This is a genomic window from Aeromonas sp. FL131 (assembly GCF_049860615.1).
Lineage (GTDB): Bacteria > Pseudomonadota > Gammaproteobacteria > Enterobacterales > Aeromonadaceae > Aeromonas > Aeromonas hydrophila.
In genome coordinates, this window is record NZ_CP187595.1 from 2,844,916 (window position 1) to 2,865,131 (window position 20,216).

A 20,216-nucleotide genomic window follows, 5' to 3' on the forward strand; every position below is an offset into this window, starting at 1 on the left:
TTTGCCCGTCCAGTCACATCTTGCCGCCCGCCGGCTCGCCCTCGCCCCCCGGCTGGGATAAGATGCCGCTCTCACTGCCCTCTCGGCATTTCACGACATAGGGATACCCGATGAAATTCGTTTTGATCGCGCTGCTGGTTGCCGGCGTCGCCTACTACTTCTACTCGAGCAGCAACAACAAGAAGCAGGCCGTGGAAAACGTGCGCAAGGGCGCCGAGTTCCTCGCCGCCAACAAGGAAAAACCCCTGGTGACCACCACCGCCTCCGGCCTGCAGTATGAAGTGCTGACCCCGGGCACCGGCACCGTTCACCCCACCGCCAGCAGCAAGGTGAAGGTGCACTACGAAGGCAAGCTGCTGGATGGTACCGTCTTCGACAGCTCGGTCGCCCGCGGCGAGCCCATCGAGTTTGGTCTCAACCAGGTGATCGCCGGCTGGACCGAAGGGGTGCAGCTGATGGTGGAAGGGGAGAAGACCCGCTTCTACATCCCCGCCAACCTGGCCTACGGCGATCGCGCCGCCGGCAAAATTCCGCCGGGATCCGTGCTGATCTTCGACGTGGAACTGCTGGGTATTCAGTAAGTTGTTGATGGCAGGCCTGTCGCCTGTTTGATCCCCCAGGGCCGGCCATTGCGCCGGCCTTGTTATTGGTTCCCCCCTCCTTCCCACCCATAACTATCAACCAATAGTGAACAGTTCTTATTCATTTCGCTGGATTGTTAACTTCATTGTCGGGGCAGATAATGACCATATCGTCAGTGGCATGTCGCCCTGACCCAGGGTTTTCGGTGCGCCGCGCACCGGCACAACGCATATGGAGTCTGTCATGTCTATCGCCCCCGTCTGGTTCATCTCCCATGGCGCCCCGGATCTGGTTCTGCGCGACCAGCCGGCGACCCATTTCCTCAAAAATCTGCGCCTTGGCGATCTGAAGGGGCTGGTGGTCATCTCGGCCCACTGGTTTACCCGCAGCGAGCTGCAGATTAACGTCGAGCCCAACCCGGCCTTGATGTACGACTTCTACGGCTTCCCCGAGCCGCTCTACCACATCCGCTGGCCGGCCAGCAGCCCGCTCTGGCTGCAGGAGGCGGTGAGCGATCAGCTGCTGCTGGCGGGCCTGCCCGCCGAGCCGGTGCGCCGCGAGCTGGATCACGGGGTCTGGTCACTGCTCTCGCTGATGGATCCCGCCAGCAGCGTCCCGCTGGTGCAGCTCTCCATCCCGGCCAGCTTCACCCCGCACCAGCTGTGGCAACTGGGGGAGGCGCTGCAGCAGCTGCGCGCCCAGGGGATCGGCATCCTGGCCTCCGGCGCCATCACCCACAACCTGCGGGCGCTGGGGCCGGAAAACTCGCCGGTGCCGGGCTGGGCCCGCAGCTTCGTCAACTGGCTGGAGCTGACCATGAGCGAAGGCGATCGGACCGCGCTGGAAGATTACCGGGCACGGGCGCCGGGGGCGGTGGAATCCCATCCCCACGACGATCACCTGCGTCCGCTGTTCGTGGCGCTCGGCGCCGCCGGCCAGGACAAGCCCGTCAAGCTGCACGACAGCTGGGATGGCGGCAGCCTCTACATGGGCTCCTACCGCTTCGGTTGAGCCCTGGCAGTGCCAGACAGCGCAAGATGGCGGGTCGCTTCCCGCCATTTTTTATGGCGCCGGCACTGACAAACTGCTGATTAAAGGTTCATTGTCCGCCGCTCTTCGGTAGAATCGCCGCTTTCGATCACCATCTGACCAGCGGGAGGGGCGCAAGCCGGCAATGAACCTTATTCGACCCCTGCTGCTGCTCTGTCTGCTGTTTCCCCTCTGCGCCCAGGCGCTCACCCTGCACAGCCGTCACTACCTGCAGAGCAGCCCGGCCCCCACGCAGGCAGCCGAACAGCAGTGGCTGGCCCGGCACCAGCTGCTGCGCGTCGGTGTGCTGCGCCACGACTACCGCCCGTTCGCCATGACCGGGCCGGACGAGCACTTCGAGGGGATCTCCGCCGACTATCTCGACATCGTCGCCAAGACCCTGCAAAAGCCGGTCGAGCTGCGGGTGTTCGACGACAAGCGCAGTGCACTGGCGGCGCTGCGGGCGGGGGGGCTTGACCTCGTCAATCTCGGCAACCTCAGCCTGAGCGGCGCCGACCAAGCGGGCATCGCCCTCAGCCAGCGCTATTTCAGCAGTGCCCCCGTCTTCTCGGCGCTCGCTGCCGAACAGGGCCCGCTGCTGCTGCCGGGCCAGCGGGTCGCCACCGTGCAGGGCTATGTGGACGAGGCCGCCTTCAAGCGCTACTACCCGGATCTGGTGCTGGTCAACTACCCCTCCAACGTGGCGGCCTTCGATGCGGTCTTCTTCGGCCGCGAGCCGCTGCTGCTAAGCGACCCCCACTCCCTGCACTACCTCAACAGCGAGCGCTTCGACAAGATCCGGCAGCGCAGCCAGGCGCAACCCGCCATCGCGGCAGACGGCTTTCGCTTTGCGGTCTCGGCCGACAGCCCCCGGCTGCTGGCGCTGCTCAATCACGCCCTGGCGGGGGTGAGCGACATTACCCACAGCCTCATCTTCAGCCAGTGGAACGGCCCCATCCGCGACATCGTCGAACGCCCCAGCGAGCTCTACAGCGCAGAGGAGCGCGCCTGGCTGGCGACGGCCGGCCCAGTCAGGGTGTGGTTGATGGACGATCTCTATCCCTACGGGGTGCGCGACTACGACAACCAGCTCACCGGCATGTCGGTGGAGATGCTGGAGAAGATCAGCCGGCGCTCCGGCCTGCGCTTCGAGTTCGTCAGTTATGGTTCGGAGCTGGCGCGCAACGAGGCCCTGCTCAGGGGCGAGCTGGATCTCATCGGCGCCATCTCCCGCCCGGTGGCCGAGAGCTACCGGCTGCGCCCCTCCCTGCCCTATGCCACCGACGACATCTATGTGCTGGTGGCCCGCAAGGGGGATGCCTTGAGCGGCGATCTGGCACAGCTCGCCGGCAAGCGGGTGGGCAGCACCCACTACAACCCCATTGCCAGGCGGCTCGACAACAGCCGGGTGAGCTATCTGGAGAGCGCCGACGAGGCGATGGCAGCGGTCGACGACGGCCGGCTCGACGCCGCCATCGTGCCGCTCTACTTTGCCCAGCATGCGGTGGAGTGCGGCCGGCTCAGCCAGATCCGCATCGCCGGCCCCGCCGACAACCACCCCATCCGGATGGGTTTTGCCAGCCTGCCGGGCAACCGGATGCTGATGGATGTCATCGACAAGACCATCCTCTCCATCGCTCCCAACGAGCTGGCCACCATGAGCTACCAGTGGCGCAACCGCAAACTGCCGGCCCCCACCTTCATGGAGCGCAACGCCCCCTACTTCTACCTGCTGCTGGCCGGCCTGTTCGCCGTCGCCCTGCTGCTGCTCTATCGCAACCGCATGCTCAACCGGCTGGCCCGCTCGGAGCAGGCCTCCCGCCGCCAGCTGGAGGAGCACGTGCGCTTCATCGAGGCGCTCGGCGAGAGCCTGCCCCACCCCATCGTGGTGCGCGACAAGGGCGGCAAGGTGATCCTCTGCAACAGCAAGTACCTGGCCATCCTCAACGCCCCCATCGAGCGGGTGCTCGGCACCTCGTTTGCCGAGGGACTCAAGGGGCTGCTGGGTGCCGAGGCCATCACCACCCTGGAGCAGGATTTTCAGCAGGTGCTGCAAAGCGGCAGCCCCATACTGTCGGATCGCATCTTCAGCCAGCGCGGCCCGCGCCAGTTCGTCTACCACTGGATGGTGCCCTACTTTGACTACCGCGGCGCCATCAGCGGGGTGATCAACGGCTGGATCGACATCACCGAGCGCAAGACCATGGAGGAGGCGCTGCGCCGCGCCAAGGAGCAGGCCGACCGCGCCAGCCGCGCCAAGAGCGACTTTCTGGCCACCATGAGCCACGAGATCCGCACCCCCATGAACGCCATCCTCGGCATGCTGGAGCTGGCGAGCCAGGATCCCGCCCTCGCCCCCTACACCGGCGAGCAGCTGCGCATCGCCTCCGAATCCGCCAACGGCCTGCTGGATCTCATCGGCGACGTGCTGGACATCTCCAGCATCGAGTCGGGCCAGCTGACCCTGGCCCCCGAGCCGTGCGAGCTGGCGCCGCTGCTGCAATCGGTGGCCCGTGCCTTTGCGGGCATGGCCGAGCAGAAGGGGCTCAACTACCGGGTCGAGCTGGATCCCCTGCCGCGGGTGCTGATCGACGGGCCGCGCCTGCGCCAGATCGTCTTCAACCTGCTCGGCAACGCCATCAAGTTCACCGAGCGGGGGGAAGTGAGCCTGCAGGCCAACCTAGTGGGGAGCGCGGAGCAACCCCAGCTGCACCTGCTTATTCGCGACAGCGGGGTGGGCATCGCCCCCGACAAGCTGCCCGGGCTGTTCAACCCCTTCTACCGCGCCCACGACCCCTACCAGTTCGCCGGCACCGGTCTTGGTCTCAACATCGCCCGCATGCTGTGCCAGCTGATGGGGGGCAAGATAGCGGTCAGCAGCGAGCTTGGCGCCGGTACCGAGCTCAGGATCCGGCTGCCGCTCACCCCGCTGGCGCCGGAGCTAGAGCCAAAGCCAGCGTGTGAGCCGTTGCCTGCATCCCTCGATGCCGAGTCGGCCATGGTGCCCTCCCCCAAGCGGCCATCCCCCCCTGCCGCCGCCGGCCGGTTACGGGTGCTGGTGGTGGATGACAACCACGCCAACCAGGTGCTGCTGCGCCAGCAGCTCAAGCACCTGGGCCACGAGGTGAGCGTGCGCGGCAATGGCGCCGAGGCGCTGCGGGCCATCCAGAATCAGGACTTCGAGCTCATCATCACCGACTGCCAGATGCCGCTGATGGATGGCTTCGAGCTGACCCGCCGCCTGCGCGCCCGCGGCCACACCCTGCCCATCTGGGGCTTTACCGCCCACGCCACCGCGCGCGAGCGGGAGCGCTGCCTGGCCGCCGGCATGGACGAGTGCCTCTACAAGCCCATCGGCCTGGCCCGGCTGCGCACGGCCCTCGCCAGCCTGGAGCAGAGCGGTGCCAGCGCGCTAAGCCCGGTCTGATTATCTGGGCCGGATGGCGCGGGCTGTGCTCCCGCCGTATCCGCTCCAGCCGTGTCCGCCCCATCCGTGTCCACCCCAGTCCTGCCAGCCCGATCTCCGTCACACCCTCGCATGCTCACACCGGCCCTCAGCGCCTTCGGGCTGGAGTCTGCCAGCGGCAGGGTGTGTAATAGCCGTTTGTGTTTGGCGATGACCCGGAACCCCATGCAACTCAAACCCCTTCTCAAGGGGCGCTTTCAGCCCCACTGGCAAGCCGGCCACGATCTCATCGAACAGGTGGTCAGCTCCTGCATCACGGAGCGGCGTCTTATCCCCGAGGGGGAGCCCCTGATGCGCCAGGGCGAACCGCTGCGGGATCTGGTGCTGGTCAAGAGCGGCCGCATCGCCATGGGCCACACCGCCATGAATGGCCGCCGCTTTCAGCTCGGCACCCTGGAGTGCGACCACCAGCTCTTTGGCGAGATGGAGTTCTTCACCGGCTACCGCTGCCAGCTCGACATCATCGCCGAGGAGCCGCTGGAAGTGGCCCGCATCGACGGCGAGCAGCTGGAGCAGGCGCTGGTCGCCCACCCCAAGGTGGCGCTCTTCTTTGCCACCGCCATTGCCATCGACTATCAGGACACGGTGGATATCTTCACCTGCCGGATGCTCTACCCCATCAGCTACAACATCGCCCTCGACCTCTATCACAGCCACTGCCACCACAACCCGGTGAGCGGCTTTCGCAAGGGGTATCAGGAGGCAGAACGCTTCGGCACGACCGACCGGGTCTACCGGCGGGCGGTGAAAGAGCTGATGGATAAAGGACTGGTGGCGCGCGGTGAGGAGGGGTTGCGGATCCGCGATCTGGCGGGGCTCAAGGCCTTTCTGGAGCAGCCATAAGTCGCAGGCATCAGTTGCCGGTTAAAGACAAAAAAGAGGGGCGGTCGATACCGCCCCTCTTGCTGTTTACTCCCCCGCTCAGGCCAGACAAGGCTGCGGCCGAGCCATGCGCAGCGACGCTACCAGCATGGCGAGGATCACGCCATAGATAAGCGGGATGGCGTACATCACCGCCTGCAGGCCGATCACCTGCTCAAACAGGGCGCTGATGGCCGGGCTGAACATGGCCCCCGCGCTGCCGCTGATAAGGATGTAGGAGACGTTCTTGCTCGATGCCTGGCGCACAAACGACACCCCGTAGGCGATAAAGGCGTTGTAGAGGGCGGCGCAGACAAAGCCGTAACCGTAGGTGAGGTAAGGCAGCTGGCTCAGGTTGTCGGTGGTGACGATGAGCGCCGTCATCCCCATCGCCAGCGTGATGATCACCAACAGGAAGGTGCGGATCGCAATGCGGGTCACGATAGCGGTGGAGACCAGCGCGCCGAGCAGGGCCGCCGTCCAGTACTGGGTGATGATATTGCCCGCCTCCTCGAAGGGGATGCCGAACTTGTTCTTCACGAACATGGGTGCCCAGGTGAGGAAGGTGTAGAGCGCCAGCATGCCGAGAAAGAGCCCCAGCCCGCCGCTGATGATGCCGAGGTTCCACTCCGAGTGCTCGTTGCCAGCGCTCTCGCCGCCCGCCTCGCAACTGCGGAAGTTGGTCAGCACCGCCACCAGCATGGTCGCCAGCGCCACCACGCCCACCGCCAGATAGCTCCAGCTCCACGCCATGGCGTGAGTCAGGGTGTAGGTGGTGATAAGCGGAAAGACCACCCCGGCCACGTTGAAGGTGGCATCCTGCACCACCAGCATGGTGCTCTGCATCCGCGCCTGCCAGACGCTCACCACCAGAGTCCCTGCAATGCAGAGCCCCACCCCGCCGCACAGGCCAATTACCGTCATGGCCGCCATCACCACATAGAGCGAGCCGGTCAGATGGAGCGAAGCCGCCGCCAGCGCGATCAGGCCGTAGCAGAGCAGCGTCATCCGCTTGAGGCCCACCTTCTCGATGAGGAAGAAGGCGGCAATGGTGCCCGCCAGCGCCCCGCCGTTGAGCAGGGAGAAGATGGAGGCCACCTGATTGACGTCGGCGCCGAACTTGGCGGCGATGGGGTCGATCAGCATGCCGAACTGGGTCGCAAAACCGGCCATCACGAAGTTGGCCAGGAAGCTGATGGCAGTGAGGGAGAGCTTATTGTTCATATTGGATCTCTCTTGGGGTCAGGGTGCGTGCAGGGTTGGGCGGGCCGCGGCGCTTACAGCGCGGTGTGCAGCGCCAGCTCGATCATCTGGTTGAAGGAGAGTTGCCGCTCTTCGGCTGTGGTCTCTTCACCGGTCAGGCAGTGGTCGGAGACGGTCAGGATGGCGAGCGCCTCGATCCCCTGCTGATGGGCCAGCCCGTAGAGACCGGCCACCTCCATGTCGATGCCGAGCACGCCGAACTTCTCCAGCGCCGGAATGAGGTTTTCGTCCGGATCGTAATAGAGGTCGCCGGTGAAGATATTGCCCACCTTGACCGGAATCGCCTTCTCCTGCGCCTTGGTAAACGCCTTGTGCAGCAGGGCGAAGTCGGCCGAGGTGGCCATCTGGTAACCGGCGCTGCGCTTGGCGTTGGTCGGGGAGTCGGTGCCCGCCGCCTGCGCCAGAATGACGTCACGCATCTGCACGTGGCGCTGGGTCGCCCCCAGACTGCCGATGCGGATAATGCGCTTGACCCCGAAGTCGTTCACCAGCTCGTGGGCGTAGAGCACCATGGAGGGGATCCCCATGCCGTGGCCCATCACCGAGATGCGCTGGCCGTTGTAGTAGCCGGTGTAGCCCAGCATATTGCGCACATTGGTCACCTCGCGCGCATCGGTCAGAAAGGTTTCGGCGATATAGCGAGCCCGCAGCGGGTCCCCCGGCATGATGACGGTCTCGGCGAAATCGCCCGGGTTGGCATTGATATGAGCGGTCATTATTGTTGTGCTCCAGTTTGACTCGTGTGGATGAGGGCATCCTAGCCCCCGCCCCCTCGCCCCTTGCAGGACAAAAGTCCTGTTGCCCCGATCGAGATCCCAGTTCCGGCAACTTCTCCGGGGCCACCCCACGAGCCCCCCCGTCGCCGCCGCTTGTTGGCTCTTAATCAGCCCTGCCCTTGCTGCAAGCGCCGTGTCACTCGATCTGCAATAGCGCCCCAGCGCCCCAAAAAGCGCGGGGGGCCTGATGGCCCCCCGCAAACACACCGGATGAGAAAATGCCTTACTTGGCGGCGCTATCCTTCACGCACTTCTGGACAAAGCTGTTCTTGGCCGCGCCAGCCAGCTTCTTGTCGGCCGCCGCCTTCTCGCACTTGGCCGCCGGATCCACCGCCGCGCCCGTCTTCACGCACTTCTGGATAAAGCTGTTCTTGGCCGCTCCGGCCAACTTCTTGTCCGCGGCGGCTTTCTCGCACTCGCCGCTCGCGGCGCCAGCGGCATCTTTCACGCACTTGCCGACAAAGCTGGTCTTGGCGGCGCCGTTAAGCTTTTTGGCTGCGGCCTGCGCCTCGCACTGCAACTGGGCTGCGTCGTTGGCAAAGACCGGATTGGCCAGCAGCACGCTGCCGCAGAGCAGGCCGAACAGGATGGTACGCTTCATGGGAGATATCCTCTCTATCTAGTGATGTGTTTGCATGGTCATATTTGCATGACGATGTGTTGCAAATGGCTGTGATGGCAACAGCTGATTGTTGCCGCAGATCCCCCGCCTCGCCACCCTGGGAGACGGGCACAGGGCAACCGTCGCCCGCACTATAGCGCCGATTGCCCGCGCGGGATTAACCCCCGCCAGCCCCTTCTCAGTGGCAAGCCTGCCACCCTCTTCCCCACCACACCCACCAACCCCAATAAAATCAAGGGCCATGGGAATCCAGTGCCCGCTCCGTACGATTTGTTAAGACAGCGTAAAAAAGGCGATTTTTCTGATAGTTACGTCACTTTTTGACTGGTGCGACCAGATTCGATTGGCTTATCATAGCCATCCGGTGCCTATTGCTGCGATGGGCTACTGCCCCCCGCTGGTTAATGGAGCATTTTGGAAGCTGTAATCCACGGGCGGTAGCGTAGGGTTTTGCACAGTGATTGATGCAGTGCGTAGGTTGGCGCTGAGCGCTGCGAAGCCCAACATATGAGATTTAAATATAAATATTTTAAATTTCGTACAAAAAAACCATTTATATCTATAAATACAATAACTTAGCCTTGGTCGTTAAATATGTTTAAAAGCATCACTATAGAAAATTTCAAATCATTTAAAGATGAGCAGAAAATAAATCTGGCCCCAATAACTCTACTCTATGGACCAAACTCTTCAGGTAAAAGCTCAATTATTCAGATGCTAATGCTAACAAGAGAAACATTAAAAAGTAGAACTTTACATGCAGCCCCTGTATTTTCAAGTGACAATTTTGACCTAGGTTCATACAGCACTGTAGTACATAAACATGATTTAGATAAAGACATTCATGTAACCATTGAATACAATAGTACAATCGATGCTCAAGAACATATTTTAAAGACATCTAATAAACCCATCTTTGGAAATCATGACATAAGAAAATTAGATTTAACTTACTCTTCTTACGAGGATAAAAATCGCAGCATTGATTATTTGAGTTCATTGTCATTTTCTTGTTGCCAGAACCGAAGTCAACATGAACTAGTAAGTTTCATCATAAAAAACAGAAAGGAAAAGCGATTCGGTTTAGAACGTGAATCTACATTTTACATCGACAACGATGGTCAGGATAAATTAAGGAAATTCATTTACTCTAGAATAAGCAAAACTAATAGCAGCATATCAGAAAGCCAACTAATAAGAGCTCTATCTGAGGATTTGAATCTATCTCCTGATATAAACTTACCAATTTATTCAATTTTCCAAGATGGTGGAGAACACCTTAACTATATATTTAGCCAGATATTTTCAGAGAGTAAATTTAAACTTGATGATATAAAATATCTGGGTCCTCTAAGAAGTCCCCCGAAAAGATTTTATAGCAGTATTAATGACGGAGAAAAAAACATTGCTTTGAAATTAAGTTCAGACAATGGTTATTTAATAGAAAAAATAAATTTCTGGTTCGATAAGTTTGAAATACCTTACACGTTAAGTGTCGAAGAAATAGGCAATTCTGTCACTGGCAGAATACTATCAATACAGCTGATTGATCGACGGACTGAAACGATTGTAACCCCTGCTGATGTAGGCTTTGGGATTGGACAGGTTTTACCTATAATAATAGAATCGGTAGTAAATAAAAACGCCACCATTTGCGTTGAACAACCCGAAATCCATCTACATCCACGATTACAAGCTCATTTGGCAGATCTATTTATTGAATCAATAAAAAATAAAAATCAATGGATAATTGAGACTCACAGTGAGGCACTATTGCTTCGCCTTCAACGAAGGATAAGAAATAAGAGCAATGAAATAAATAATGAGTCAGTTATTGTTTCCTATGTTAACTGTGATAAGTCAGGAGCTAGAGTCACAGAGTTAAAAATGGACAGCGATGGAGATTTCCTTGTCCACTGGCCTGATGGATTCTTTGAAGAGCGATTGGTTGAGCAATTTGGTAAATAATCATGATAAATGACTTTCATTTCAGCCATACCTTTTTAACCTGTGATTCATTGAATGTATCCATTGTAAGTCATTCTATAATTGAAACTTGGCAAAACTATGGGTGTTTAATTTCCCCGGAAGGAGAAATTGAATCATACAAAGAATGGCTTGACTACATTGATCCTAAGTTAAGTGCTCAATGGAAAACAGCATTCACATATTTTCTACAAAAAAACATGTTAAAAGAATATAAGCCTGTATCAGGCTTTGCCGATGCCCAAGGCTGTATGGAGTATTTTAAAACATTAATGATACCAACTATAGTTATTAATCAACTAGAGCTCAATAAATTAGAACTAAATAATGGAAGACATACTGTTAATGAATTTGTGGAAATTGTTAATATTAATAACCTGAATGAGTCACAATATTTTGAAAAATCTCGCTCCTTATCCCACCAAGGAATCCCAGAAGGAGATGACATTAATGTGGTATGGAACGAAAGATTTGCACCAATAGCCAGAAACACAAAAAAAATAACTATTATTGATAGATATTTGTTTGAAAACTTTGAACGCGACCTACCAAATAAGAAGCCTGCCATAGAAAAATTCATTGAACTTCTGAGCCAATGTGATGGGAAATTCGCAATAACCATATATTCAGTTGGAGGGAGTAAGTTTAGTGATATATATAATACAATAACTACCTATATAGATCGCACTCTTTCAAAAAAGGCATTTTACAAGAAATCAATATCATTACTTGAGATTAATTCATGTGCTGAAGAAATCTTTATGAGAAAAGCTCATGATCGATATATCCAGTTTGATGCTTTTACTATTAGGCTAGGTTCCGGAATTTCTATTTTTAGAGATTATCCAATAAGTGCATGTTCATTTGATTTTTATAGGTATACACATGAGAACTTATTTAACTCAGCCTTATCTAGCATGAGTGGGAACAGATTGTGGCGATATAATGCTTAGAAATCCAGCCGCCTTATGAGGATAATATGAAAACCTTACTTTTCTGAGCGAGACATTCCACAGCTGACTCATAATTTAGTTCCTATCCAATCAATATTGCCGTTCAATCCAAAACCCAGTAAGAAACTCGAAAGAGTGGGACGCAAACAGCAGCTCGAACTTGAGCCACCTCTCCCAATCCAGAAAAACAAAAATCCCCCGATATCGGGGGATTTTTTATGGCTGCCATTCAACACCCGGCTATCTTGCTTAACCAGTCTTACTCAACCAAAAACGCCCTTAACCGGGCAAACTCCGCTGGCAAATTAACGGAGAGCAGCGGCAGTTCGGCGTGTTTGGCCAGCGGGCCGGGCAGTGGCACATCGAGATTAAGGATCTCGTCCACCGACTCCTTGAACTTGGCGGGATGGGCGGTGCAGAGGAACACCCCCACCTCGTCATCAGCCAGCTGTTCACCCAGCAGATCCCAGGCAATGGCGACGTGCGGCTCACACAACTAGTTCTGTTGCAAAGAGGAGTGAGTACTGAACCTGTTACCCTCCTCCCCATCCAACCAATACTCCCTTTCAACCCCCACCCCGGCCACAAAGTCGGGATCGTGGGAGACCAGCAGCAGGGAGCCCGGATAGTCGGCCAGCACCTGAATGAGCAGCTGGCGCGAGGGGTGATCCAGATGGTTGTCCGGCTCGTCCAGCAGCAACAGGTCGGGCCGTTGCGCCAGCACCATCAGCAGACCCAGCTTTAGCCGCTCGCCGCCGCTCAGACCATAACAGGGCATCAGGGCGCGATCGCCGCGCAGTGCGATACCCGCCAGTCGGGTTCTTGCGTCACTCTCGCAGAGCGTTGGCGCCGCTGCCAGCAGGTTGTCCAGCGGGCTGAGGTCTCGCGCAATCAGGCTGAGCCCCTGATCAAGACACGCCATCCGGCCATTGATACGAAAGCTGCCCGCCTCGGGCGCCAGCTCACTGCGCAGCATCTGCAGCAGGCTCGACTTGCCGCTACCGTTGCGACCGGCCAACAGACAGCGAGCCCCCCGCTGCAGCACCAGATCTACCTGCTGACCATGCCAGCGCCCGTGGCGCGCCGCCGTGATCACCAGCGGCTGGGCCGCCCCCTTGCGATCGCTTTCCGCCGGCCACTGCATGACAAGCGGCTGCACCGCCGCCAGCGCGGCTACCGCCTCGGCGCGCGCCTCCACCTGGGCACTGTGGCCCCGCTGGTGGCGATCCAGTACCTTGCCAAGGGATTTGCCTGCCTGTTCCGCTTTGAAATCGAGCAGGATCTTGGCCTGGGAGCCGCGCTCGCGCCGCCCCTGACTGGCTCGTCTGGCCGCCTGCTCACGCACCTTTTGCACGCTGCGTGCCGCCGCCTTTTCACGGCGCTCCGCCTGCGCCAGCCGTGCGCTGCGGGCAACCTGCAGCTCGGCCTGCTGCGCCAGAAATGCCTCAAACGAGAGGCTGGCGCTCTGCAGCCCCTGCTCGCCCAGCTCTAGAATCTGGCAGGTCTGATTGAGCAGACGCCGGTCGTGGCTTACCAACAGATAGCCACCACTGTGGCTGGCCAATCGCTGGCTCAGCCACGCAATACCACTGGCATCCAGGTGGTTGTCCGGCTCATCGAGCAGCAGAAAGTGAGCAGGCCTCGCAAACAGTGCCAGCAGGCGCAAACGGGTAAGCTGGCCGCCGCTCAGGGTGCTGACCGGGGCATGGGCATCGAGTCTGAGGCCCGCCTCTGCCAGCAGGTCGGCAAGATCGCTGCGCAGGTTCCAGCGATCAGCCAGCCGCTCGAAATCGTCCAGGGCGCAGCTCCCCTGCTCGATGCGCTCAAGGGCCCGCAGCGGCTCGCCCCAACCGATAAGGTCGGCCACATTGGCTGCGCCGTCATGAGCCTGAGCGAGCGCAAACTGGGACAACCAGCTGATGGGGGTCAACCATTCGATCTTGCCAGAAGCCGCGCGGCGCTGGCCCGCCAGTAGTTCGAGCAGCAGGCTCTTGCCGATGCCGTTGCGGCCGATCAGGGTGCAGCCCGCAGCGGGCAAAGTGAAGGTAAGGGGCGCAGTGCAGGCGCCGAAGGGCAACTGCAAGGCGTTGATATGACATGCGATATGGGTCATCTGAACTCCTGTGGGCCAATGCGGGAGCCGCAGGCCAAGAGCCAAGCCAAATGACAGGGACACGTGTCCACAAATGGGAAAACAAACAAGGAATCAGCATCAACCTGTCACGGTAAGACGCACCCGATCTCCCAGGCGGGAGAGGAATCAAAAGCGGGGTGCGGACAGGTTAAATGCGCATCGGAGGAAGTACTCATATATCAGAAGAGCCAAGAGGCTAACCCGACGTATGCTGGTTGGTCAACCACTTAACCGGACCGCCAATCCTGTTATCGCAACCAGCCGTTCGAGGACTATCGCGCTCATCGGGCCACAATTCAGGATGATCGGAAATAAAAAACATCCCGTCCGAAATGAGTTGCCACGGATCTAATCAGTAGAAGGCCGGACGTCGGCCCCCACCGCTGCCAGCAACGCAGTGCCATAGGAGTTGTCTATGGTGCAGCGCCACTGCCCATCGGCCTCCTTGCGAAACACATAGGTGGCGCGGCGGGTTTCATCAGTCAGGCCCCCCTGGCCATCGGGGTAATTGAGCCGGGTCTCCATGATCACCAGCGCATTGTCGGCCCCCTCGATCACCTCCATGGCGCCCTGCTCCACCTTGAGCTGCCCTTGAAAGTAATCCGAGATGGCAGTAAAGGCGCGGCGGATGGCGGGAATGCCGCGCACCACCATGCCGGGCTTGACCACCAGGGCGGCGTCCTCGGCGTAGAAGGCCATCAGGGCGTCGAAATCGCGCCGGGAAATGGCGGCGTCGCAGGTCTCGATAAGAGTACGAAGGGGATGCTGACTCATCTTCACTCCTTATGGGGCGGCTTGCCCGCCCTGTCACGGATAAAAAGCAACGGATAGAAAAATCCCCCGAGCTCGGGGGATTGGCAATCAACTTAACCGAGCAGGAAGGCTCTTAGCGGGGCAAACTCCGCCGGCAGGTTGTGGGACAAGAGCGGCAGTACGGCGTGCTTGGCAAGCGGGCCGGGCAGCGGCACGTCCAGCCCCAGGATCTCGTCCACCGACTCCTTGAACTTGGCGGGATGGGCGGTACAGAGGAACACCCCTACCTCGTCCTCACCTAGCTGCTCACCCAGCAGATCCCAAGCGATGGCGCCGTGGGGCTCGCACAGGTAATCCAACTGGTGCAGGCGTTTGAGCGCATCGCGGGTCTGAGCGTCGTCACGCATGCCCGAGCCCAGGGTTTCCAGCGCCCAGCCGTTGCGGCGGCACAGCTCCTCTACCCGAGGCCAGTTGTTGGGGCGGCTCACGTCCATGGCGTTGGAGAGGGTCGCGACCGTCTGCTGCGGCTCCCACTGACCGGATTTGAGGTAGCGCGGCACGGTATCGTTCGCGTTGGTGGCGGCGATGAAACGCTTCACCGGCAGCCCCAGCGCCTTGGCGATAAGGCCTGCGGTGAGGTTGCCGAAGTTACCGGACGGCACGCTGATGACCGCCTTGGCACGATCCGCCTTGGGCAACTGGGCCAGCGCCTCGAAGTAGTAGCAAACCTGGGCCAGCAAGCGGCTGATGTTGATGGAGTTGGCGGAGTTCAGGCCAATCGCCTTTTTCAGCGCCTCGTCATCGAAGGACTGCTTCACCAGCGCCTGGCAGGCATCGAAGTCGCCGTCGATGGCGATGGTGCGGATGTTGCCCCCTAAGGTGCAGAACAGCGCCTCCTGCAAGGGGCTTATCTTGCCTTTGGGGTAGAGGATCACCACCTCGATCCCCTCCAACCCGTAGAAGGCGTGGGCCACGGCGGCGCCGGTGTCGCCGGAGGTGGCGGTGAGGATGGTGATCTTGTCGTTGGTTCTAAAGGCCGCGAGGCACTGAGCCATGAAGCGGCCGCCGAAGTCCTTGAACGCCAGAGTCGGGCCGTGGAACAGCTCGAGGGCATAGGTACCATCTTTGAGTTTCACCAGCGGCGCCGGGAAGGTGAAAGCAGCCTTCACCAGCTCGTGCACCTGAGGCGCGGCCACTTCGTCCCCCAGCAGGTGACTGAGGATGCGGGCGGAGCGCTCCACCAGCGGCAGATCCAGCAGAGCATCCACATCGGCCAGCGGCTCGAGCCGCTCGGGGAAGAACAGACCCTGTTCGCGGCCCAGACCCTGACGCACCGCCTGGGCGAAGCTCACCTGTTCACTCTTGTCCTTGATATTGTAAAGATTCATAGCTCGCTTCCTGTTACCCGTGCCCCGGCCATGTCGAGTTTGCAAACCCGGGCAAATCCATCTTCGTTCTGCACGAAATGTGCGTCCATCCAGTCTTTCATCCGCTCGGCCTGGGCCAGATCCTTCATCACCACGAACACGCTGGGGCCCGAGCCCGAGATGCCGGTGGCCAGTGCCCCGTTCTGGGCGGCCTGGGTCCGCACCTCGGCAAAACCTTCAATGAGCGCCGCGCGGTAGGGCTCGGCAATCACGTCTTTGAGTACGCTCGCCGCCAGCCCCTCCTGCCCGGTGTAGCTGGCATGCACGAAGGCGGCCAGCCGGCGGCCATAGGTGAGGCAATCCTGGCGGCGATACTGGGCCGGCAAAATGGCGCGGGCGGCGGCGGTCGAAACCACTGTGCCCGGATAGCAGACCACCCAGTACCACTGCTCAAACACCGGAATGCCCTGGCTGATGACGCCGTGCTCTTCCAGCACCAGCTGCATGCCGCCCAGATAGCAGGGGGCGACGTTGTCGTAGTGGACGGAGCCGGAGATCTTGCCTTCCATCTCCCCCATCAGCAGCAGCAGGTCGTGTTCATTGAGGGGCGCGCCGTGAAAAGCGTTGAGCCCTTCCAGTGCCGCCACCACGCTGCAGGCGCTGGAACCCAGGCCCGAGCCCACCGGCAGGTTTTTCTCCAGCACCATCTCGAGCGGCTTGAGAGCAAGGCCGCGCTTCTCCAGCGCCTCGCCATAGGCGAGCCAGCAGTCATGGAGGATGTTCTTTTTCGGGTCAGCCGGCAACTTGTGGGCGTAGCGGCCCACGGAGGAGAGGGCAAACGGCACATCGGCAGCCTTGACCTGAACGCGATCCCCGAGCAGAGAGCCATCTACGGGGGCGAGCGCCGCCCCCAGTACATCGAATCCCACGCTCAGGTTGGCACTGGAGGCGGGGGCATAGGCCACCACGCTGCTGCTCTGGTACATGTCTGAACTCATGCTTACAACTCCTGCTTCCAGTTCTGGGTACGCAGCACGTCGGCAAAGACGCCCGCGGCGGTCACTTCGGTGCCGGCGCCATAGCCGCGCAGCACCAGCGGGATCGGCTGGTAGTAGGTAGAGAAGAAGGCGAGCGCGTTCTCCCCGTCTTTGACCTTGAACAGCGGCTCGTCGGCACCGACCGCCTTGATGGCGACCTTGCACTTGCCACCCTCGATGGAACCCACGTAGCGCAGCACCTTGCCGTCACGCTGGGCAGCCGCGAACTGGTCGCGGAACCAGCCGTCAGCCTCCGGCAGGCGGGCCATAAAGGCTTCCACATCGCCACTCACATCAAAGCCGGGCGGCAGGGCCTGCTCCACTTCCACGTCGGAGAGCTCCAGCGCCATGCCGGCCTCACGAGCCAGGATCAGGAGCTTGCGAGCCACGTCCATGCCGTTGAGATCGTCGCGCGGATCCGGCTCGGTGAAGCCGTTGCCACGGGCAATCTTGGTGGCGTCGGAGAAGGCCATCCCCTCATCCAGCTTGCCGAAGATAAAGGAGAGCGAACCGGACAGCACGCCGTCGAAGGCGCGCAGCTTGTCGCCGGCCTTGATCAGGTTCTGCAGGTTCTCGATAACCGGCAGGCCGGCGCCCACGTTGGTCTCGTACAAGAACTTGCGACGGGTCTGGCGGGCGGTGCGGCGCAGCGCCTTGTAGTAATCGAGCGACCCTGTGTTGGCCTTCTTGTTCGGGGTGACCACGTGGAAACCGGCGGCGAGGAAGTCGGCGTACTGGACGGCGATGGCCTCGCTGGAGGTGCAATCGACGATCACCGGGTTGATGAGGTGGCTCTCTTCCACCAGCTTTTGTACCGCTTCCAGGCTGAAGCTGTCACGGGCTTCCACCAGCTGTTCACGCCAGTTGGCGAGGTTCAGCCCATCCTTGTTGACCGCCATCTGGCGGCTGTTGGCGATGCCCACCACCCGCAGGCCTGTGCCCTGCTCGGCCAATACCGGCTGCTGGCGGGCAATCTGGTCCACCAGGGCCGCGCCGACACCGCCGACACCGACCACGAAGAGATCGATGAACTGCTGGCTGCCGAAGAAGTTCTGGTGGCAGGCCTTGATGGCTTCCGCCACCTTGCGATCCCGCACCACCGCAGAGATGGAGCGCTCGCTCGAACCCTGGGCAATGGCGACGATGTTGATGGAGGCTTGCGCCAGCGAGGTGAAGAAGCGGGCCGCCATCCCCTTGGAAGTGCGCATGCCGTCACCGATCAGGGAGATGATCGCCAGATCCTGCATGATCTCCAGCGGATCCAGCAGCTGGTTCTTGAATTCGAGCTCGAACTCGCGCTCCAGCACCTTGCGGGTCTTGTCGCAGTCATAGCTGTGGATACAGAAGCTGACGCTGTACTCGGAGGATGACTGGGTGATGAGGACGATGCTGACCCCGGCGCGGGAGACGGCGGAGAAGATGCGGCCGGCCATGCCCACCATGCCCTTCATGCCGGGGCCGGAGACGTTGAACATGCACATGCCGGAGAGATCCGAGATGGCCTTCACCTTCAGGTCGTCATCCCCCTGCTCGACACCGATGAGGGTGCCCGGCCCCTGCGGGTTGAAGCTGTTCTTGATGAGGCAGGGAATGTGGAACTGGGCCACCGGCGCGATGGTTTTCGGGTGCAGTACCTTGGCGCCAAAATACGAGAGCTCCATCGCCTCCTTGTAGGAGAGGGTTTTCAGCAGATAGGCGTCCGGCACCAGGCGCGGGTCACAGTTGTAGCAGCCCTCGACGTCGGTCCAGATCTCGCAGCACTCGGCATCGACGCAGGCGGCCAGCACGGCTGCGCTGTAATCCGACCCGTTACGACCCAGCAGCACGGTCTCGCCCTTGTCGCTGCCACCGGTGAAGCCCGGCATCAGGTAGAGGCAATCGGAGCGCAGGCCCTTGGCGGCAAAACGCAGGCGGGAGGCTTCGATGTCGACGTGAGCCTCCAGATAACCGCCGTCGGTCACCAGCAGTTGCTCCGGCACTATGACGTCCAGCTCGAGGCCGCGCACCCGCAGCAGATCATGCATGAAGGCGATGGAGAGGTTCTCGCCCCGGCTCAGGATGCGGGCCTGCACGTTGTCCGGGCAGAGCCCCAGCAGGCGGATGCCCTGCATCAGCCGCTCCACCTGATCCAGTTCGCTGGTCAAGCGAGCCTGCAGCGCCTTGTCATCCAGCGCCGGATAGGCTGCCTTCAAGCCGGCCAGCAGGCGGGAGAAGATACCGTTGATCTCGAACAAGGTGCTGCTGGCATCCATGCCGCGGCTGGTCTGCTCTACCAGTGCCACCAGGTGGTTGGTCACCTTGGCCGGTGCCGACAGCACCAGGGCAACCTGGGATTGGCCGTGGGTATTCACCGCAATATCGGCGACCCGTAAAAAACGTTCTGCATCGGCCAGTGACGACCCGCCAAACTTCAACACTCTCATCGCTTTCTCTCCCTGTGATCTTTGCAAATTTGCCCGAAAATGGTTCTGAAAATCATCCAACAAAAAGGCCCGTACTGGGTGGGTACGGGCCTTTTCTGATTTCTGTGCTTGTTCGTCAGCGCATCAACCGGCCCCAGTGCCACCTGTGGTGGTACCGGTAATAATGGTGGTGGTGATGACGTTGGTGAATAACTGCATGACGAACACTCTTGAACGAAGCTGGCTTTTAGCAATACCGCGCCGGGCGCAGCGCTGTCAACCTAAACCTCTTTGCCAAGTTTGCGGGCAAGGTCTTTGCAGAGCAGGTGGAGCATATTCAAATCCCGCTGCGGCAGCATGGGCACTCGGTCCATCACCCATTGATGTAGTTTTTCATCCTGTGAAACTCCGAGTTCACCGAGAATTTCTGCTGTTTTGCTTTTCAGCACCCGAACCTGTCCGGCGTTATCAACATTTTCTGCTAGCACCTCGGGCTCATCGAGCAACTGGCTCAGCTCGTAGGCGTACAGCATGATCGCCTGCCCCAGGTTCAGGGACGGGTAGCTCACCTTGAGCGGCAGATAGCTGATGAGGTCGACCTGGGCCAGCTGCTCGTTGGAGAGTCCCGACTCCTCGCAGCCAAACACGATGGCGACCTTGTCCAGCGACGGCTTGGCCTTGATCTGGTCGCGGATCTCGGCCGGCGTGAGGTAGTGCTGATAACGGCCGCGCTGGCGGGCGGTGGTGGCCACCACCAGATCCATGTCGGCCAGCGCCTCTTCCAGGGTGTCAAACGCCTCGGCCTGGGTCAGGACCTCCTGCGCACCGTGGGCCACCCAGCTCGCCTCCTCCTCTTCGTGCACCCGGCTTGCCACCAGTCGCATGGCATCAAAGCCCATGGTTTTCATGGCGCGGGCGGCAGCGCCCACGTTGGCCGGGCGGGCGGGGGCCACCAGCACAAAATAGAGTTTCATCGGGTTTTCTC

Annotated in this window: 15 protein-coding genes and 1 pseudogene; 6 read left to right on the plus strand and 10 right to left on the minus strand. The window is 59.8% G+C overall.

All coding sequences use genetic code 11. The features are described 5' to 3' along the window. The first annotated feature begins 110 nt into the window (after window positions 1-110). The 4 genes from ACPW75_RS13100 to ACPW75_RS13115 all read left to right on the plus strand — a co-directional run bounded on the left by ACPW75_RS13100 (window position 111) and on the right by ACPW75_RS13115 (window position 5,920). Window positions 111-581: an FKBP-type peptidyl-prolyl cis-trans isomerase gene (locus tag ACPW75_RS13100; protein WP_044800446.1), complete on the plus strand. Its 471-nt coding sequence runs from the start codon at window positions 111-113 to the stop codon at window positions 579-581. Between the two features lie 244 nt (window positions 582-825). Beyond that, window positions 826-1,593 carry a DODA-type extradiol aromatic ring-opening family dioxygenase gene (locus tag ACPW75_RS13105; protein WP_077096362.1) on the plus strand — a complete coding sequence of 256 codons (768 nt, stop codon included), beginning with the start codon at window positions 826-828 and terminating at the stop codon, window positions 1,591-1,593. Between the two features lie 163 nt (window positions 1,594-1,756). Beyond that, window positions 1,757-5,038, plus strand: a complete 3,282-nt coding sequence (locus ACPW75_RS13110) for a response regulator (RefSeq protein ID WP_077096363.1) — start codon at window positions 1,757-1,759, stop codon at window positions 5,036-5,038. A gap of 204 nt (window positions 5,039-5,242) precedes the next feature. Then, window positions 5,243-5,920: a Crp/Fnr family transcriptional regulator gene (locus ACPW75_RS13115; RefSeq protein ID WP_077096364.1), complete on the plus strand. Its 678-nt coding sequence runs from the start codon at window positions 5,243-5,245 to the stop codon at window positions 5,918-5,920. Window positions 5,921-5,998: 78 nt separating this feature from the next. Here the strand turns inward: ACPW75_RS13115 and tsgA are convergent, their stop codons facing one another. The 3 genes from tsgA to ACPW75_RS13130 all read right to left on the minus strand — a co-directional run bounded on the left by tsgA (window position 5,999) and on the right by ACPW75_RS13130 (window position 8,578). Continuing rightward, window positions 5,999-7,162: an MFS transporter TsgA gene (gene tsgA, locus ACPW75_RS13120; RefSeq protein ID WP_017786352.1), complete on the minus strand. Its 1,164-nt coding sequence runs from the start codon at window positions 7,160-7,162 to the stop codon at window positions 5,999-6,001. Between the two features lie 53 nt (window positions 7,163-7,215). After that, entirely contained in the window at window positions 7,216-7,917 is a 702-nt protein-coding gene (gene deoD, locus ACPW75_RS13125; RefSeq protein WP_005303072.1) for a purine-nucleoside phosphorylase, read from the minus strand. A gap of 283 nt (window positions 7,918-8,200) precedes the next feature. Then, entirely contained in the window at window positions 8,201-8,578 is a 378-nt protein-coding gene (locus ACPW75_RS13130; protein WP_005350251.1) for a hypothetical protein, read from the minus strand. Window positions 8,579-9,193: 615 nt separating this feature from the next. Between ACPW75_RS13130 and ACPW75_RS13135 the strand changes: the two genes are divergently transcribed. Further along, window positions 9,194-10,567 carry a DUF3696 domain-containing protein gene (locus ACPW75_RS13135; protein WP_077096365.1) on the plus strand — a complete coding sequence of 458 codons (1,374 nt, stop codon included), beginning with the start codon at window positions 9,194-9,196 and terminating at the stop codon, window positions 10,565-10,567. Window positions 10,568-10,569: 2 nt separating this feature from the next. After that, complete coding sequence (locus ACPW75_RS13140; RefSeq protein ID WP_143238991.1) at window positions 10,570-11,538, plus strand: hypothetical protein; 969 nt, start codon at window positions 10,570-10,572, stop codon at window positions 11,536-11,538. A 259-nt stretch (window positions 11,539-11,797) separates the two neighbouring features. Here the strand turns inward: ACPW75_RS13140 and ACPW75_RS13145 are convergent. The 7 genes and pseudogenes from ACPW75_RS13145 to ACPW75_RS13175 form a co-directional block, all read right to left on the minus strand. Then, window positions 11,798-12,034 (minus strand): annotated as a pseudogene (locus ACPW75_RS13145) (threonine synthase); the annotation flags it as partial. After that, on the minus strand, window positions 12,035-13,651 hold the full coding sequence (locus tag ACPW75_RS13150) for an ATP-binding cassette domain-containing protein (RefSeq protein WP_077096367.1): 1,617 nt from the start codon (window positions 13,649-13,651) through the stop codon (window positions 12,035-12,037). It abuts the pseudogene before it with no gap. A 369-nt stretch (window positions 13,652-14,020) separates the two neighbouring features. Continuing rightward, window positions 14,021-14,446, minus strand: a complete 426-nt coding sequence (locus ACPW75_RS13155) for a YybH family protein (protein ID WP_077096368.1) — start codon at window positions 14,444-14,446, stop codon at window positions 14,021-14,023. Window positions 14,447-14,538: 92 nt separating this feature from the next. Then, window positions 14,539-15,813, minus strand: a complete 1,275-nt coding sequence (gene thrC, locus ACPW75_RS13160) for a threonine synthase (RefSeq protein WP_077096369.1) — start codon at window positions 15,811-15,813, stop codon at window positions 14,539-14,541. Further along, window positions 15,810-16,790 (minus strand): homoserine kinase, encoded by a 981-nt coding sequence (thrB, locus tag ACPW75_RS13165; protein WP_077096370.1) that lies wholly within the window; start codon window positions 16,788-16,790, stop codon window positions 15,810-15,812. The genes thrC and thrB overlap by 4 nt, the downstream gene beginning before the upstream one ends. A gap of 2 nt (window positions 16,791-16,792) precedes the next feature. Further along, complete coding sequence (thrA, locus tag ACPW75_RS13170) at window positions 16,793-19,252, minus strand: bifunctional aspartate kinase/homoserine dehydrogenase I (protein ID WP_077096371.1); 2,460 nt, start codon at window positions 19,250-19,252, stop codon at window positions 16,793-16,795. 260 nt (window positions 19,253-19,512) lie between these two features. Beyond that, complete coding sequence (locus ACPW75_RS13175) at window positions 19,513-20,205, minus strand: tRNA/rRNA methyltransferase (protein WP_029304108.1); 693 nt, start codon at window positions 20,203-20,205, stop codon at window positions 19,513-19,515. Between the last annotated feature and the right edge of the window lie 11 nt (window positions 20,206-20,216).

Coding starts and splice junctions, on each gene's coding strand:
- ACPW75_RS13100 (WP_044800446.1), top strand. CDS start 111: ATGAAATTCGTTTTGATCGCGCTGCTGGTTGCCGGCGTCGCCTACTAC.
- ACPW75_RS13105 (WP_077096362.1), top strand. CDS start 826: ATGTCTATCGCCCCCGTCTGGTTCATCTCCCATGGCGCCCCGGATCTG.
- ACPW75_RS13110 (WP_077096363.1), top strand. CDS start 1,757: ATGAACCTTATTCGACCCCTGCTGCTGCTCTGTCTGCTGTTTCCCCTC.
- ACPW75_RS13115 (WP_077096364.1), top strand. CDS start 5,243: ATGCAACTCAAACCCCTTCTCAAGGGGCGCTTTCAGCCCCACTGGCAA.
- tsgA (WP_017786352.1), bottom strand. CDS start 7,162: ATGAACAATAAGCTCTCCCTCACTGCCATCAGCTTCCTGGCCAACTTC.
- deoD (WP_005303072.1), bottom strand. CDS start 7,917: ATGACCGCTCATATCAATGCCAACCCGGGCGATTTCGCCGAGACCGTC.
- ACPW75_RS13130 (WP_005350251.1), bottom strand. CDS start 8,578: ATGAAGCGTACCATCCTGTTCGGCCTGCTCTGCGGCAGCGTGCTGCTG.
- ACPW75_RS13135 (WP_077096365.1), top strand. CDS start 9,194: ATGTTTAAAAGCATCACTATAGAAAATTTCAAATCATTTAAAGATGAG.
- ACPW75_RS13140 (WP_143238991.1), top strand. CDS start 10,570: ATGATAAATGACTTTCATTTCAGCCATACCTTTTTAACCTGTGATTCA.
- ACPW75_RS13150 (WP_077096367.1), bottom strand. CDS start 13,651: ATGACCCATATCGCATGTCATATCAACGCCTTGCAGTTGCCCTTCGGC.
- ACPW75_RS13155 (WP_077096368.1), bottom strand. CDS start 14,446: ATGAGTCAGCATCCCCTTCGTACTCTTATCGAGACCTGCGACGCCGCC.
- thrC (WP_077096369.1), bottom strand. CDS start 15,813: ATGAATCTTTACAATATCAAGGACAAGAGTGAACAGGTGAGCTTCGCC.
- thrB (WP_077096370.1), bottom strand. CDS start 16,790: ATGAGTTCAGACATGTACCAGAGCAGCAGCGTGGTGGCCTATGCCCCC.
- thrA (WP_077096371.1), bottom strand. CDS start 19,252: ATGAGAGTGTTGAAGTTTGGCGGGTCGTCACTGGCCGATGCAGAACGT.
- ACPW75_RS13175 (WP_029304108.1), bottom strand. CDS start 20,205: ATGAAACTCTATTTTGTGCTGGTGGCCCCCGCCCGCCCGGCCAACGTG.